Origin of the sequence: Actinomadura sp. 7K534, assembly GCF_004348575.1 — a bacterium.
Taxonomy (GTDB): domain Bacteria; phylum Actinomycetota; class Actinomycetes; order Streptosporangiales; family Streptosporangiaceae; genus Spirillospora; species Spirillospora livida.
On sequence record NZ_SMKB01000177.1, the window covers coordinates 1 to 14913 of the forward strand.

The following is a 14913-nucleotide window of genomic DNA, read 5'->3' on the forward strand; positions in this document are numbered from 1 at the left end:
CAAAGGCCCGACCCCGTCATGGCCGGAACGGACCGACCGCTCTTGTCGCAGCGCTACCAGCGCCGCCTACTCACCAGGTCTCCACCGCCGACCACGGGGCCGGGCCCTACCTGCTCATTAGGCCTACCAGGGAGCCGAGGCCTCGGTCGTCATCACGCCCTACAAGGGCAAGGACAAGCCCGAGTCGCAGAAGCAGGCCAACCGGGCACACGCCAAGCTCCGCGGCCCCGGCGAACGAGCGAACACCCAGCTCAAATCATGGCGAATCCTGCGGAAGCTGCGCTGCAGCCCCTGCAAGGCCGGCCACCTGGTCAAGGCCATCGCCGTTCTACAGAACCACGAGCTCACCCGAGGATGAAAAAGGGTCATTGTGTCGGCTCTTGCATGGAACGGGGAACCGTGTCGCGTTGCGTGAACTAATCGCTTTCGGGATGACGCTTCGGAATTACGACGCCATCCTGCTTGACCTGGCTCTGGTGGAACCAGAGGTAGTTATCGCGGCGGCCGGAGGGGCCTGGCTTGAGTAGTGTTTTTCGCATTTATGAGGTCGGCTCGGATGAAGTCTTGCGGATACGGCGCGCGCAAGTGCAGCGCAGGCCGAGCGTCGACTATTTCGGCAGGCGTATGGGCTGATATGTGACCACGGTCCGCCTGCCCGCGGAGGTGATCCGCTCGTCTCTCGACTGATTTTTCCGAGAATCAAATTGTTGCTCGGCGTATCTTGACGGGTAACTGGCATCGAGTGTTCTTCTTGTGATGAAGATCGTTCGTTTTTAGGCATATACCATTGGTGAGCTGACAAGTGCCCAAGGGGCCGCGAGGGTACGGAGCGACCGGCGCTTCGGGTGAGTCTGAGGTTCATGATGTGCGCGGCCTTGGCTAGCCAAGTCGTGTGGTGGCTGACGGTGCCAGGGGGCGCGTCCTTGAGTCTCAGGTCAGATTGACGTGTTGGACCTCGATGCATGCGGCCACTAAGGCGACGTGAATCTTCCTGAAGCTACAACTGCCGACTTTGCGTATGTGTGGGAGTCGGCTGTTGTAGAGCAGCCAGGTGCACAGAGCCGACCCGGTGCGGGACAGCCTCCAGGTGGCCACGGGAAAAACGGCTTTACATCCTGGCGGCTGGCCTGCGGCGCGGCGAGTTGCTCGGGCTGGGTTAAAGGACAACCCGCTCGTCGGCGGCCGACCTGGGTGGCGAGGGCGGCCCCCTCGACAGCGATCCATGCGGCCGGTGCGCCGAGTCCGGTTCGAGCCGGCGACCCTCGAAGCCTTCCAGCCGCTGTAACGGTCTGGGGAGTTCTGAGATTCGTCTCGCCCACGATGCCGGATTCCAAGCGCAAGGTCCCGTTCTGTGCATCAGGGCTCTGTGCGAGCACCGGGTGAAGCAGGACGCCAGGCGAGCTGACGCCTGGGCGGAACTGGCAGGGTCACACGTGCACGTCTTCCCGTGCCGCCTCGGCGCGGCGATGGAGCCGGCCACGTTCCGCCGTAGCTCGGGCCGCATCCGCGTGGCGGCTGGCCTGGACGGCGTCCGCTTCCACGACATACGGCACACCCGCGTCGCACTGCTCTCAGACTTCGGTGTCTCGCCTTGCATCGTTCGGGAGATCGTCGGGCACAGCGGACATCGACTGACGATGGTCGAGAGGTCAAGCTGTGCAGCATCGATGACCACTCGCGGCTTATCGTGGGCGCTCACCTACTGCTGCGGACCTCCGCCCACGTGTCTGCGCGGCGCTCCCAGCGCCTGTCAGGCAAGCAACACACTCGGCTACGAATCCGCGGCCGCCGCTCGTGGTCGGCCGAAAGTCGACCACGAGGGCGCTGGTGCCGCTGACGGCCTTGACACCGCCTCGCCCTCCGTCGCTTTACCGGGCGAGGACGAGCGTCCCTTGGTGCCTCCAGCGGCCTCTGAGGGGCACCACCGGTTACTCCCATCACGGCCACGCGCCCCCCGTCCTCCATGCGCTCGGCCCCTGGGTACAGCCGCATACGGCTTTCACGCCCGAACGGTTACCAACCTGGCACTTTGGGTCGCACGTGACTGCGGTAGGCCGCCGCTGATAATCACCTTCTCGTCAAGCGCGCCGCTGATCTCCACCGGAGTCGGGAGATCGTCGAGAGGGAAGTGTGATCCCACGACGCGCCGACCGCGCCGGTTTGGATGCGGACATCACCTATGCGATGGGCTCACGGGTGTCGCGTGCATGGCAGCGCCGTTCCGTATAGGCGGCTGAGCTGCTCGGTGGGCGCTGCGCGGATGCGGCCTCAGGTAACGATCTTGCGCAAATCGATGGTGCGGGCTGCATCACGGGGCTGTGACGGCGCCAGTGTGGTGTGGGTGATGTTTCGGCGGCCGGGCGTGCCAGCTGGTGTTGCTCGGTCTTGGTGGCAACGTGGTGGCAGATGATCAGAGGCCGGTCTAGGATTTCTCCTGAACCGGCCTCTGACCTGGGTGTTCCTGGTGGAGCTGAGGGGATTTGAACCCCTGACCCCCTCGATGCGAACGAGGTGCGCTACCGGACTGCGCCACAGCCCCGAGGACTCCGTAAGGTTAGCAAACTTCGGGGGGTGTTCGCGCACGGGTCATTCGCCGACGGCGCGGCGGTCGGGGGCGTACTGGTCGAAGACCTCCTCGGGGGTGGGGAGTTCGATGACCTCGGCGGTTTCGGTGGCGAGGACGGCCTCGCGGGCACGGGCCCTGGCGCGGGCGCGGGCCTGGGCGGCGGCCTGGCGGCGGGCCTCGTCCATGCCCACGGCGACGCGGAGCAGCGCCAGGTGGCCGGCCATGAGGACGGCCGGGGGCGCGGTGATCCACCACGGGGCGAGGCCGGTGGCGGCGACGGCCGTGGTGGTGAGGAGCAGGGCGGTCAGGCCCGTGGTGCGGCGGCGGCGCCGGGCGATGACGGCGGCGCGGGTCGACCGGCCGCGGGGGCGGGGCGCCGGGATCTCCTCGGGCTCCTCCTCGTCGTCCTCGACGAGGGGCTCGTCGGTGCGCTTGTGGAGGAGGCGGGTGAGTCCGGTCGCCTCGGTGTCGCGGCGCAGCCACATCGGGACGAGGACCATGGCCCAGACGGCGACGATGGCGAGATAAAGAACTGCGCTGCTCATCGGCACCACCGTCCCAGGGCACGCTCAAGAGGCGGGCCGACTTTCGGCGCGCGAACGTGCATTGGGAGCAGGGTCACGCCCCGCACGGTACGAGGGGGTGTCAGAGGTTGACGAGCATAAGGGGCGGTGTGTCGCGAGATCGATCTCGCCGTTACTCTCCGTTTGCCGCGGCTTCTCGATCGCAGGATTCTTACGGAGGGAAAGTCACGGCGGACTCAAGTGCGCCGGGGAAATGCCTGTTTGCGCTCGGCCAGCCAGCGTGCGCGCAGGCCACCGGGCACGTCCTCGACGGTCAGGGCGTAGCAGATGTGGTCGCGCCAGGCTCCGTCGATGTGCAGATGGCGGCGGCGAATTCCCTCTTCCCGGAATCCGAGCTTTTCCACGACGCGGCGGCTGGCCGTGTTCTCCGGGCGGATATTCGCCTCCAGGCGGTGGAGGCCGACGGTGAAGAAACAGTGGTCGACGGCGAGGGCGACGGCGGTGGGAATGACTCCGCGGCCCGCCACCTGCTTGTCGACCCAGTAGCCGATCTGGGCGGATCTGGCGGAACCCCAGACGATCGCGCCGATGGTCAGTTGGCCGGCGAACGCGTCCTGGTAGGTGACGACCCAGGGCAGGGCGAGACCCTGGCGGGCCTCGCGGCGCATGGTGTGGACCATGCTGACGTAGGGGCCGAGGCCGCTGCGGAACAGCGGCGTCTCGGGGTTCGTGGGCTCCCAGGGGCGGAGCCAGTCGGCGTTGCGTACGCGCAGCTCACGCCAGGCGGCGGCGTCCCGGTGCCGTAGCGGGCGCAGCCCGACGGGACCCTCGGTCAGGGTGGCAGGCCATCCCCGCAAACGTTCCACGGTTCCATGATTCCCTGGTCGGACGTCCGAACGCCATTGATTCTTCCCGAGAAAACGGTCACGCGGGACGTTCTCGTACGCGAAGGCACGTCAGCGGGGGTGGTCGCCGCCCTTGATCTGGTCGATGGCGTGGGCGAGGACGCGGCCGAGGACGGCCATGCCGTCGCGGACGCCGCCCGTGGAGCCCGGCAGGTTGACGATGAGGGTGCCGCCCGCGACGCCGGAGAGGCCGCGGGACAGGATCGCGGCGGGCACCTTCTCGCGCCCCTCCAGCCGGATCGCCTCCGCGATGCCCGGGATCTCCCATTCGATGACCCGGCGGGTCATTTCGGGGGTCTGGTCGGTGGGGGTGAGGCCCGTCCCGCCGGACGTGACGACGACGTCGTAGCCGTCGGCGACGGCGTCGCGCAGGACGCCGGCGACCGGTTCGCCGTCGGGGATGACCACGGGGCCGTCCACCTGGCAGCCGAGGTCCTCCAGCATCTCGACGAGGACGGGGCCGGACTTGTCCGCGTACACGCCTGCGGCGGCCCGGTTCGAGACGGTGACCGCCATCGCTCTGATCATCGGCGCCACTCGCCCTTCTTGCCGCCGGTCTTCTCCTCGACCCGCACGTCGGTGATCACGGCGGCGGGGTCGACGGCCTTGATCATGTCGACCAGGGCCAGCGCGGCGACGCTCACCGATGTCAGCGCCTCCATCTCCACCCCCGTGCGGTCGGCGGTGCGGGTGACCGCGGTGATCGCGACGCCCTCGTCCCGGATCTCCAGGTCGACCGTGACGCCGTGCAGGGCGATCGGATGGCACAGCGGGACGAGGTCGGGGACGCGCTTGGCGCCCATGATCCCGGCGATGCGCGCGACGGAGATCGCGTCGCCCTTGGGGACGTCGCCGGCGCGCAGGAGGGCGACGCATTCGGGAGACAGCCGGACGAATCCCGTCGCCGTCGCGGTGCGGGCCGAGACGTCCTTGGCCGACACGTCGACCATGCGGGCCGCGCCCGCCTCGTCCAGATGCGTGAACTCCGAGCCCTTGGCACTCAAGACGGCAACCTCATGACGTCGACACGGGAACCGGCGGGGAGGGTCTCGATGTCCTCCGGCACCTGGATGAGCGAGTTCGCGGTGGCGAGCGACCCCAGCTGGTGTGAGCCCTGCACCTCGGCGGCGGTGACGGTGTACGTACCGCGGTCGAACGAGAGCTTGCCGCGCAGGAAGTGGCGCAGTCCGGCGGGAGACGTGACCTCCTCCGCAAGGACGGCGCTCACCATCGGCAGGGGGTCGGGTTCCAATCCCTGCATAGCGCGCAGTGCGGGACGCACGAAAACCTGGAACGACACGTAGGCGCTGACGGGGTTGCCAGGGAGGGTGAACACGGGCGTGCCTTCGAGGAGGCCGAACCCCTGGGGCTTGCCCGGACGCATGCGCACCTTGTGGAAGTTCACCGTCCCGGTGCCGGTCAAGACCTCCTTGACCACGTCCTTGGTGCCCATGGAGACCCCGCCTGTGGTGACGATGGCGTCGGCACGGACGAGCTGGTCTTCGAGCATCTCCAGCACCTTGCCGGGCTCGTCCTCCACGGTGGCCTGCCGGAATCCCACTCCGCCTGCCTCGACCACAGCGGCGGTGAGCATGTAGCCGTTGGACTCCCAGATCTGGCCGTGCCCCAGCGGGGAGCCCGGCTCGCGCAGCTCGTCCCCTGTGGCGACGACGACCACGCGGGGTCTCGGACGCACCGTCACCCGGGCCCGGCCCACGGCGGCGATCATGCCGATCTGCGGGGCGCCGAGCCGGGTGCCCGCGGCCACGACCACCTGACCGGCGCGGACGTCCTCGCCCGCCCGGCGGATGTAGTTGCCCGCCGGCGCGGAGCGGGAGACCCGGACGGTGGCGTTGCCGCCGTCCGTCCACTCGACGGGGATCACCGCGTCGGCGCCGGCCGGCATCGGCGCGCCCGTCATGATCCGGGCGGTCAGGCCGGGCGCGATCGCCGACACGCCGGTGTCGCCGGCGACGATGTCCCCGACGACGGGCAGCGTGACCGGGGAGGTCTCGCTCGCCGCGGCGATGTCGGCCGCGACGACGGCGTACCCGTCCATCGCGGAGTTGTCGAACGGCGGCAGCGCGGCCTGCGCGGAGACCGGCTCCGCGAGCACCGTCCCCTGCGCCTCCAGCAGCGCCATGTCGAGCGGCGGCAGCGCCGCGACGCTGCCGAGGATCTCCGTCAGGTGCTCGTCTACCGATCTCATGCCCACGGACCCAGCATGGCGTGCCGTCACGCGTCCCCGGAGCCCGCCGCGTCGTGCTCGCGGACGAACTCGCGCAGCCACGGCAGGAACTCGGGCCCCAGGTCGGGGCGTTCCACGGCGAACTGGACGACGGTCCGCAGGTATTCGAGCTTGTTGCCCGTGTCGTAGCGGCGTCCCCGGAACTTGACGCCGTAGACGCCGCCGCCCTGGCCGGCGGGCGTGTCGGCGAGCGTGCGCAGCGCGTCGGTCAGCTGGATCTCGCCGCCGCGCCCGGGCGGGGTCTTCTCCAGGACGTCGAACACCGAGGGGTCGCAGACGTAGCGGCCGATGATGATCCAGTTGCTGGGCGCCTCCTCGGCGGAGGGCTTCTCGACGAGGTCGGAGATCCGGACGACGTCGTCCTCGTCCGTCGCCTCGATGGCCGCGCACCCGTACGCCGAGACCTGGTCGGGCTCGACCTCCATCAGCGCGACGACGCTGCCGCCGTGCCGCCGCCGCACCTCGATCATGCGCCGCAGCAGCTTGTCGCGGGCGTCGATCATGTCGTCGCCGAGCAGCACGGCGAACGGCTCGTCGCCGACGTGCTGGCGGGCGCAGTGCACCGCGTGCCCGAGCCCGCGCGGCTCGCCCTGGCGGACGTAGTGCATGATGGCCAGGTCGCTGGACTCGTGCACGGCCTCCAGGCGCTCGTCGTCGCCCTTGGCCCGCAGCGCCTCCTCCAGTTCGTACGCCCGGTCGAAGTGGTCCTCTATGGACCGCTTGCTGCGGCCGGTGACCATCAGGACGTCGCTGAGGCCGGCGTCGACCGCCTCTTCGACGACGTACTGGATCGCCGGCTTGTCGACGACGGGCAGCATTTCCTTGGGAGTCGCCTTGGTGGCGGGCAAGAATCGGGTACCGAGCCCGGCCGCCGGGACGACCGCCTTGAGCACAGGTGCATTGTCGGCCATGTACAGACCCTAGCCACCCACGAGGACGGCAGCGTGCAGGACATCGTTTCCAAGAGCGACCTACGAGCCGAGCTGCGCCGCAGGCGTGCGGCGATGACGCCGGACGACCGCGCCGCGGCCGGGAGATCGATACGCGACGCGCTGCTGTCGGTCCCCGAGGTCGAGATGGCCGGGACCATCGCGGCGTACGTCTCGATCGGCACCGAACCGGACACGCGCGGCCTGCTGTTCGCGCTGTGGAAGCGCGGCGCGTACGTGATCCTCCCCCGCGTGCTCCCGGACGGCGATCTCGACTGGGCGTCCTACGAGGGCCCCGACTCGCTCGTCGAGGGGCCGCGGGGATGCCTGGAGCCGTCCGAGCCGCCCCGCGGGCCCGGCGCCGTGGCCAGCGCGGACGTCGTCATCGTCCCCGCGCTCGCCACCGACCGGACCGGCATGCGGCTCGGGCGCGGCGGCGGCTCCTACGACCGGGCGCTCGCCCGCGTCGGCCCGGCGATCCTGACCGTGGCGCCGCTGTACGACTCGGAGGTCCTGCCGACGGTCCCGGCCGAACCGCACGACCGGCGCGTCCGCGCCGCCGCCACCCCGTCCGACGGGCTGCTGCGCTTCGGCTGACGGAACGCCCCCCGGCGGCTCATTAGAGTTGGGGGCAAGATCGCCCGAAGGCGGTCATGGGCTGGTGAAACGGGAGGTTCGAGATGACGGCGCCGTGGCGGATCCTGTCGCTGCCCCCGATCGCGGACGAGATCGTCCGGCGGCTGTTCGAGCCGCTCGGGGACGTCGCCGAGGTGACGTTCCCGCAGACCAGGGACCGCGCCGGGCTGCTCGCCGCGCTCCCGGACGCCGACATCGTGATCGGCGACTTCAGCGCCCGGCTGGCACTGGACGCCGGGGCGGTGCGGGCCGCGCGGCGGCTGGCGTTCGTCCAGATGCCGGCCGTCGGGACCGACAGCCTCGACGTCGCCGCGCTGACGGCGGCGGGCGTGCCGGTCGCGAACGCGGCGGGCTTCAACGCGCGCGGGGTCGCCGAGTGGGCGGTGGGCGCGGCGTTCGCGCTGTGCCGCCACCTCGCCTGGGCGGACCGGCGCGTCCGCGCGGGCGGCTGGCCGCAGCCGGACGTGATCGCCCGGCGGCCCCGGGAGATCCACACGCAGCGCGTCGGCATCGTCGGGTTCGGCGCGATCGGTGCGGAGGCGGCGCGGCTGTTCGCCGCGCTCGGCTGCACCGTCTCCTACTGGACGAGGCGTCCGCGCCCTGAAGCCGTGGCCCAGTACAGGGAACTGGACGATCTGCTCGCCTCTTCCGACATCTTTGTGCTCGCCCTACCGCTGACGGACGAAACGCGCGGTCTGATCGGCCCCGAACGTCTCGCCCTAATGCCGGAGGGCTCGCTGCTGGTGAACGTGGCGCGCGGGGGCATCGCACCTGACGACGCGATCCTCGCCGCCTTGGAGTCGGGACGGCTGGCCGGGGCGGCCCTTGACGTGTTCGACGAGGAGCCCCTTCCGGAGGGGCACCCGTTGCGCGGCCACGAGGACGTCCTGCTGTCTCCGCACTCCGCGGGAGCGTCGATCCAGTCGCAGCTGAACCTGGTCTCGGTCGTGCGCGACAACGTCACCGCGGCCGTCCGGGGACACGAGGTGCAAAATGTGATCAACGGGCTGAAGCCGCAGGTCACGCGGCGATAGTCGGCTTACGGGGCGGGGCGTCCCTCAACCGCAAATGTGCGTTCGTCCCGTGAATGAATAGGATTGCTAAACGATCCATGGTGAAGGCCCCGCGAAGGGTGGGATGTGCATCTCGACATTTGGCTACTCCTCGGGTCCACCCTCGTACTCAGCGCTATCCTCGCGGTCAGGCTCTCCCACCGGGCCGGTCTGCCGTCCCTCCTGGTCTACATGGGGCTCGGCCTCCTCATCGGCGAGTCGGGCCCCCTGCACATCAACTTCGAAGACGTCGAGCTCGCCCACATGCTCGGCTTCGCCGCCCTCGTCCTGATCCTGGCGGAGGGCGGTGTCACGACCGACTGGCGGCGCGTCCGCTCCGCGGTGCCCGCCGCGATCGTGGTCTCCACCATCGGCACGCTGATCAGCATCGTCATCGTGGCGCTGTCCGCCATGTGGCTGATCGGCATGGACTGGCGGCCGGCGTTCCTGCTCGGCGCGGTGCTCGCCCCGACCGACGCGGCCGCCGTGTTCTCGGTGCTGCGGCGGCTGCCGCTGCCGTCCCGGCTGTGCGGGCTGCTGGAGGCCGAGTCCGGCTTCAACGACGCCCCCGTCGTGATCATCGTCATCGCGCTCAGCACCCACGCCACCGCGCCCAACCTCGCCGAGCTCTTCGGACTGATGGTCTACGAGCTGGCCGCGGGCGCCGTCGTCGGCGTCGCCATCGCCTGGCTCGGGGCACAGGGGCTGCGCCGGATCGCACTGCCCGCCTCCGGCCTCTACCCGATCGCCGTCCTCTCCCTGGCCGTCGCCTCCTACGGCGTCGCGTCGCTGATGCACGCCAGCGGGTTCCTCGCCGTGTACGTCGCCGCGCTCGTCCTCGGCAACTCCCGGCTGCCGCACCGTCCGGCGACCCGCGGCTTCGCCGAGGGCATCGCCTGGCTGGCCCAGATCGGCGTGTTCGTGATGCTGGGCCTGCTGGCGTCCCCGAGCGAACTGCCCGGGCAGATCGTGCCCGCGCTGCTCATCGGCTTCGTGCTGCTGCTGGTCGCCCGTCCGGTGTCGGTGGCGCTGTCGACGGTGGGGTTCAAGATGTCGTGGGGAGAGAAGATCTTCGCGTCGTGGGCCGGGCTGCGCGGCGCCGTCCCGATCATCCTCGCCACCATCCCGATGGTGCAGGGGGTCGAGCAGTCCGGCCGGATCTTCTCGATCGTCTTCACGATCGTGGTCGTCTTCACGCTGCTGCAGGGGCCGACGCTGCCGCTCGCGGCGCGGCTGTGCCGGCTGAACAGCGACGAGCAGACGCGGGAGCTGGACGTGGAGGCGGCGCCCCTGGAGGAGCTGCACGCCGACCTCCTGGAGGTGCGGATCCCGGCCGACTCCATGCTGAGCGGCGTGGAGATCTTCGAGTTGCGGCTGCCGCCGGGCGCGTCCGTCACGCTGATCGTGCGCAACGGGTCCAGTTTCGTCCCGGAGCCCACCACTCCTCTGCAGGCGGGTGACACCCTCCTGGTCGTGACCACCGACGCCGTACGGGAGGCCGCCGAACGCCGTCTGCGGGCGGTGAGCCGCAAGGGACGGCTGGCCGGATGGTTCGGGGAGACGGGCACGTGACCGGCTCCGCGCGGGAGATCGGCTTCGCGGGCTTGCCGGACGGAGACCGGTCTGGGAACAGGCCGGGGGCGAAACGTGTTGCAGCCCCGGGTACCATTTAGCAGTCGTTCATGATGAGTGCCAGTCCGGGGCTCAGCCGGGCTGAGTCAGCGAGGAGGAACCGTGCCGACGTATCAGTACGTTTGCACCGAATGCGGCGAGCCTCTGGAGATCGTGCAGAAGTTCAGCGACGACGCGCTGACCGAATGCCCGGCGTGCAGCGGCAGGCTCCGCAAGGTCTTCTCCGCCGCGGGGATCATCTTCAAGGGGTCGGGCTTCTACCGCACCGACAGCCGCGGCTCCGGCAAGAGCTCGACGGTGGGCGGTTCGGCCAACGGGTCCTCGGCCAACGGGTCCTCTTCGAGCGGGGAGTCCGGCTCGGGCTCCGGCTCCGCCAAGTCGGACACGTCTTCGTCGTCTTCTGGGAGCGACTCCTCGTCGTCCTCCAGCAAGTCCTCCTCCTCTTCCGAGAAGGTCGCCTGATTCTCTAGGGCTCCCACCGGGGGATCCGCCGCGCGTGGTCCGCGCAGGCCGTACGGGTCCCCCGGCTATCGTCATGCCCTGATCCCGGCCGCGTGCCGGTGGGCCGCCCCTGCCGTCCGGTAGGAGGGCGTCCTCCGCCGCTGGTGCCTACCGGCTATGCCGCCTCTCCATCTCAAGACCTATCCGCGGGTGCGGTCTTACCCCGCGCGCAGTAGCCGCGATCAAGCCTCGCGCCTGAGGCGCGGCAGGGGTCGTCCATAAGACGATTGAGGTGCTGGGAGAGGCCCCGGACAGAGCTCCCTCTCCTGCGCGTTCAGCTCTGCGGCCGTGAGTCCCTGGTCTGTGACCGGAGCGGGAGACTCGCCGGAAATTTCGCGATAGTACTTGACATTCGTCTCGACAGGCGAGAGATTTCCGAAGACGCGATATATCTCGATAACAGGAGAGGAACCATGAGCGGACAGAGCCCGGCTCCCCCCAGGACGTGGGCCCACCGCCTGGCCGGACTGATCGCCGGCCGGCGCACCAAGTGGGCCGTGCTGGCCCTGTGGGTCGTCCTGCTGGCCGCCCTCGGACCCCTGGCGGGCAGGCTCGGCGACGTCGAGAACAACGAGGCCGCGGCCTGGCTCCCCGACGGAGCGGAGTCCACCCAGGTCGTCGCACTGGACGAACAGTTCCGCACGGACGAGACCATGCTCGCGGTCGTCGTCTACGAGCGCGCCGGGGGCATCACGGCGGAGGACCGCGCGAAGGCCGAGTCCGACGTCTCCGCGCTGCAGAGCCTGCCGGGCGCGCAGAAGGCGCAGGGGCCGATCCCCTCCAAGGACGGCAAAGCCCTCCAGACCCTCGTACCTCTGGAAGACGAAGACGTGGTCGGTGCCGTGGACGAGGCACGCGAGATCGCCAAGCGCGGCCCTCCCGGCCTCTCCGCGTACGTCACCGGGCCCGCCGGAAGCGGCGCCGACCAGATCGAGGTCTTCGAGTCCATCGACGGGTTCCTGCTCATGGCCGCGGGTTCCGTCGTCATCGTCCTCCTGCTCATCATCTACCGCAGCCCCATGCTGTGGTTCGTTCCCGTACTGAGCGCCCTCTTCGCTCTTGGGCTGGCCCAGTCGCTGGTGTATCTGCTCGCCAAGTACGGGGACCTCACCGTCAACGGCCAGAGCGCGGGAATCCTGACCGTCCTCGTATTCGGTGTCGCGACCGACTACGCCTTGCTGCTCGTCGCCCGCTACCGGGAGGAACTCCACCGGCACGAGGACCGGCACGAGGCCATGGCCTTCGCGCTGCACCGCGCCGCACCGGCGATCCTCGCGTCCGCCGCCACCGTCGCCGCCGGCCTGCTGTGCCTGCTGCTCGCCGAGATGAACTCCACGGCCGGGATGGGCCCCGTCGCCGCCGCGGGCATCCTCACCGCCCTCGCCGCGATGACCACGCTGCTGCCGGCCCTCCTCGTCATCTGCGGCCGCTGGCTGTTCTGGCCGCTGATCCCCCGCTACGACGCCAAATACCTGCGGCCGGAGGCGTACGACGCGGAGCACGGCATCTGGAGCCGGATCGCAGATCTCGTCGGCAGGCGTCCGCGCGCGCTCTGGGCCGCCACCATGCTCGGCTTGGTCGTCCTCAGCCTCGGCCTGGGCTCGCTTAAGACCGATGGGACGTCGGACGCGGGGATGTTCACGGGACGCCCCGACTCGGTGCAGGGCTCGGAGGTCGTCGCCCGGCACTTCCCCGCCGGATCGGGCGCCCCGGCCGTCGTCATCGGCGCGGCATCGGCGTCCGGCGCCCTCGCCGACACCGTCCGCGGAACTCCGGGGGTCGCCGAGGTCGGACCGCCCGCCACGGCGGACGGCCTGGTCAGGTACGAGGCGACGCTGAAGGACCCGGCCGACGGCGCGGCCGCCCGCGCGACCGTCGAACGGCTGCGCACCGCCGTGGACGGCGTCCCGGGCGCCGATGCCAAGGTCGGCGGTTACAGCGCGACGATGCTCGACATCCAGCGGGCCTCCGACCGCGACAACCTGGTGATCATCCCGATCGTGCTGGCCGTGGTGTTCCTGATCCTCGTCGCGCTGCTGCGCGCCGTCGTCGCCCCGCTGCTGATGATGGGGACCGTGGTGCTGTCGTTCCTGGCCTCGCTCGGCGCCTGCGCGGTGATCTTCGAGTACGGCTTCGGCTTCGAGGGCGCCGACCCCGGATTCCCGCTGCTGGCCTTCATCTTCCTGGTCGCGCTGGGGGTCGACTACAACATCTTCCTGATGCACCGCGTCCGTGAGGAGTCGCAGACGCTCGGCACCCGCCGCGGCATCCAGCGCGGGCTCACCGTCACCGGCGGGGTGATCACCTCGGCGGGCCTGGTCCTGGCGGCGACGTTCGCGTCCATGGTCACGCTGCCGCTGGTGTTCATGGTCGAGATGGGCTTCGCGGTGGCGTTCGGGGTGCTGCTCGACACGTTCATCGTCCGATCCCTGCTACTCCCGGCCCTGGCCCACGACCTCGGCCGGCGGATCTGGGCGCCGAGCCGCCTCGCCAGGGAGGAGCCCGTCCCCACCCCGCCCAAGGTCCTGGACCCGGTGGGCTGAGACGCCGGTAAGCCCCGGCTCCGGCGCGGGGATGCGAAGGGGCCCGGTCCCGACCGGGCCCCTTCTGCGCGCCCCGGGAAGTTATCCACAATGTGCGGACGGTCTCCCGGGTGCACGGGCGGGCTGGCTAGTGTCTGCGCCATGTCCTCACAGCCTTCCGCCGCAGCGCCCGCCGCCGAGATCGGAGTCATCGGCGGCTCCGGTTTCTATTCGTTCCTGGACGACATCGAGGAAGTGCGGGTCGACACCCCGTACGGGCCGCCGAGCGATCCCATCGCGGTCGGCGAGCTGGCCGGCCGCCGCGTGGCGTTCGTCCCCCGGCACGGCCGCGACCACCGGTTCCCGCCGCACAAGATCCCCTACCGGGCCAACCTGTGGGCACTGCGCTCGCTCGGCGTCCGGCAGGTGCTCGCGCCGAGCGCGGTCGGCTCCCTCACCCCTCGCCACGGCCCCGGCACGCTCGGCATCCCCGACCAGATCGTCGACCGGACGTCCGGACGCGACCAGACGTACTACGAGCACGGCGCCGCCGTGCACGTGTCGTTCTCCGACCCGTACTGCCCGGCGGGCCGCCGCACCGCCGCGGAGACCGCGAAGACCGCCGGCTGGGACCTCGCCGACCGCGGCACCCTCGTCGTCATCGAGGGACCGCGCTTCTCGACCCGGGCCGAGTCCCAGTGGTTCGCCGCCCAGGGCTGGACGCTGATCGGCATGACCGGCCACCCCGAGGCCGTCCTCGCCCGCGAACTCGCGCTCTGCTACACCTCCCTGTGCCTCGTCACCGACCTCGACGCGGGCATCGAGGAGGGCGAGGGCGTCACGATGGACGAGGTGCTCCGCGTCTTCGGCGAGAACATCGGCCGCCTCCGCACCCTCGTGGGCGACGTCGTCAAGGCCCTGCCCGCCGAACGCACCTGCCCCTGCCCGAACGCCCTGGACGGCATGAAGCTCCCCCTGGAACTGCCGTGAGCGCCCGCTTAGCCCGGCTGCGGCGGCCCCTGGCGGCGCTGTTCGCCGCGGCCGCCGCCGGTCTCGCCCTGCTGGCCCTGCGGCCGGGGCCGGCACCGTCCGTCCGCGTCCTCGCCGCCGCCCGCGACCTGCCCGCCGGGACGACGCTCACCCCGTCCGACCTGCGCCGCGTGGCCCTGCCGGCCGCCGCCGTCCCGTCCGGCACCCTCCGCTCCGGCACCGGCCGCGTCCTCGCCACCCCCATGCGCGCAGGCGAACCCCTGACCGACACCCGCGTGGTCGGCGACGGCCTGCTGCGCGGCTACGGCGCCGACACGGTAGCCACCCCGGTCCGCATGGCCGACGCCGACGCCGTCCGCCTCCTCCACCCAGGCGACCGCATCGACGTCCTGACCACCCCCGCCCCTC

The 14913-nt window shown here is 70.5% G+C and carries 13 protein-coding genes, 1 tRNA gene and 1 pseudogene; 8 read left to right on the forward strand and 7 right to left on the reverse strand.

From position 1 onward, the window contains the following. Nucleotides 1-136: 136 nt before the first annotated feature. Nucleotides 137-358, forward strand: a pseudogene (locus tag E1266_RS27130) (transposase family protein); the annotation flags it as partial. A gap of 2104 nt (nucleotides 359-2462) precedes the next feature. Here the strand turns inward: E1266_RS27130 and E1266_RS27140 are convergent. The 7 genes from E1266_RS27140 to galU all read right to left on the reverse strand — a co-directional run bounded on the left by E1266_RS27140 (nucleotide 2463) and on the right by galU (nucleotide 7154). Next, nucleotides 2463-2539: transfer RNA gene (locus E1266_RS27140), tRNA-Ala, on the reverse strand. Between the two features lie 47 nt (nucleotides 2540-2586). After that, nucleotides 2587-3111, reverse strand: a complete 525-nt coding sequence (locus E1266_RS27145) for a hypothetical protein (RefSeq protein ID WP_132051721.1) — start codon at nucleotides 3109-3111, stop codon at nucleotides 2587-2589. A gap of 215 nt (nucleotides 3112-3326) precedes the next feature. Continuing rightward, nucleotides 3327-3947, reverse strand: a complete 621-nt coding sequence (locus E1266_RS27150; RefSeq protein WP_131980308.1) for a GNAT family protein — start codon at nucleotides 3945-3947, stop codon at nucleotides 3327-3329. A gap of 99 nt (nucleotides 3948-4046) precedes the next feature. Beyond that, nucleotides 4047-4511 (reverse strand): MogA/MoaB family molybdenum cofactor biosynthesis protein, encoded by a 465-nt coding sequence (locus E1266_RS27155; protein WP_243718930.1) that lies wholly within the window; start codon nucleotides 4509-4511, stop codon nucleotides 4047-4049. Between the two features lie 8 nt (nucleotides 4512-4519). Beyond that, nucleotides 4520-4945 (reverse strand): cyclic pyranopterin monophosphate synthase MoaC, encoded by a 426-nt coding sequence (gene moaC, locus E1266_RS27160; protein ID WP_165966226.1) that lies wholly within the window; start codon nucleotides 4943-4945, stop codon nucleotides 4520-4522. Between the two features lie 50 nt (nucleotides 4946-4995). Continuing rightward, on the reverse strand, nucleotides 4996-6204 hold the full coding sequence (gene glp / locus E1266_RS27165) for a gephyrin-like molybdotransferase Glp (protein WP_132051743.1): 1209 nt from the start codon (nucleotides 6202-6204) through the stop codon (nucleotides 4996-4998). A gap of 26 nt (nucleotides 6205-6230) precedes the next feature. Continuing rightward, a complete protein-coding gene (gene galU / locus E1266_RS27170) occupies nucleotides 6231-7154 on the reverse strand; it encodes a UTP--glucose-1-phosphate uridylyltransferase GalU (protein ID WP_132051727.1) in 924 nt (307 codons plus the stop codon). A gap of 33 nt (nucleotides 7155-7187) precedes the next feature. Between galU and E1266_RS27175 the strand changes: the two genes are divergently transcribed. The 7 genes from E1266_RS27175 to E1266_RS27205 all read left to right on the forward strand — a co-directional run. Continuing rightward, nucleotides 7188-7769 carry a 5-formyltetrahydrofolate cyclo-ligase gene (locus E1266_RS27175; RefSeq protein ID WP_132051729.1) on the forward strand — a complete coding sequence of 194 codons (582 nt, stop codon included), beginning with the start codon at nucleotides 7188-7190 and terminating at the stop codon, nucleotides 7767-7769. A gap of 83 nt (nucleotides 7770-7852) precedes the next feature. After that, nucleotides 7853-8842, forward strand: coding sequence for a 2-hydroxyacid dehydrogenase (locus E1266_RS27180; RefSeq protein ID WP_132051731.1), 990 nt, complete (start codon nucleotides 7853-7855; stop codon nucleotides 8840-8842). 105 nt (nucleotides 8843-8947) lie between these two features. Next, complete coding sequence (locus E1266_RS27185; protein ID WP_132051733.1) at nucleotides 8948-10432, forward strand: potassium/proton antiporter; 1485 nt, start codon at nucleotides 8948-8950, stop codon at nucleotides 10430-10432. Nucleotides 10433-10594: 162 nt separating this feature from the next. Beyond that, nucleotides 10595-10954, forward strand: coding sequence for an FmdB family zinc ribbon protein (locus E1266_RS27190; protein ID WP_132051735.1), 360 nt, complete (start codon nucleotides 10595-10597; stop codon nucleotides 10952-10954). A gap of 452 nt (nucleotides 10955-11406) precedes the next feature. Then, on the forward strand, nucleotides 11407-13536 hold the full coding sequence (locus tag E1266_RS27195) for an MMPL family transporter (protein ID WP_132051737.1): 2130 nt from the start codon (nucleotides 11407-11409) through the stop codon (nucleotides 13534-13536). A 141-nt stretch (nucleotides 13537-13677) separates the two neighbouring features. Continuing rightward, nucleotides 13678-14505, forward strand: coding sequence for an S-methyl-5'-thioadenosine phosphorylase (locus tag E1266_RS27200; protein ID WP_207945945.1), 828 nt, complete (start codon nucleotides 13678-13680; stop codon nucleotides 14503-14505). Then, nucleotides 14502-14913: SAF domain-containing protein (locus E1266_RS27205; protein WP_243718931.1), on the forward strand; the 412-nt coding region annotated here is incomplete at its 3' end. The genes E1266_RS27200 and E1266_RS27205, both read left to right, overlap by 4 nt.

Bases quoted from the DNA above. Each gene is read 5' to 3' on its own strand.
- E1266_RS27145 (WP_132051721.1), bottom strand. From the start codon at position 3,111: ATGAGCAGCGCAGTTCTTTATCTCGCCATCGTCGCCGTCTGGGCCATG.
- E1266_RS27155 (WP_243718930.1), bottom strand. From the start codon at position 4,511: ATGGCGGTCACCGTCTCGAACCGGGCCGCCGCAGGCGTGTACGCGGAC.
- moaC (WP_165966226.1), bottom strand. From the start codon at position 4,945: ATGGTCGACGTGTCGGCCAAGGACGTCTCGGCCCGCACCGCGACGGCG.
- glp (WP_132051743.1), bottom strand. From the start codon at position 6,204: ATGAGATCGGTAGACGAGCACCTGACGGAGATCCTCGGCAGCGTCGCG.
- galU (WP_132051727.1), bottom strand. From the start codon at position 7,154: ATGGCCGACAATGCACCTGTGCTCAAGGCGGTCGTCCCGGCGGCCGGG.
- E1266_RS27180 (WP_132051731.1), top strand. From the start codon at position 7,853: ATGACGGCGCCGTGGCGGATCCTGTCGCTGCCCCCGATCGCGGACGAG.
- E1266_RS27195 (WP_132051737.1), top strand. From the start codon at position 11,407: ATGAGCGGACAGAGCCCGGCTCCCCCCAGGACGTGGGCCCACCGCCTG.
- E1266_RS27200 (WP_207945945.1), top strand. From the start codon at position 13,678: ATGTCCTCACAGCCTTCCGCCGCAGCGCCCGCCGCCGAGATCGGAGTC.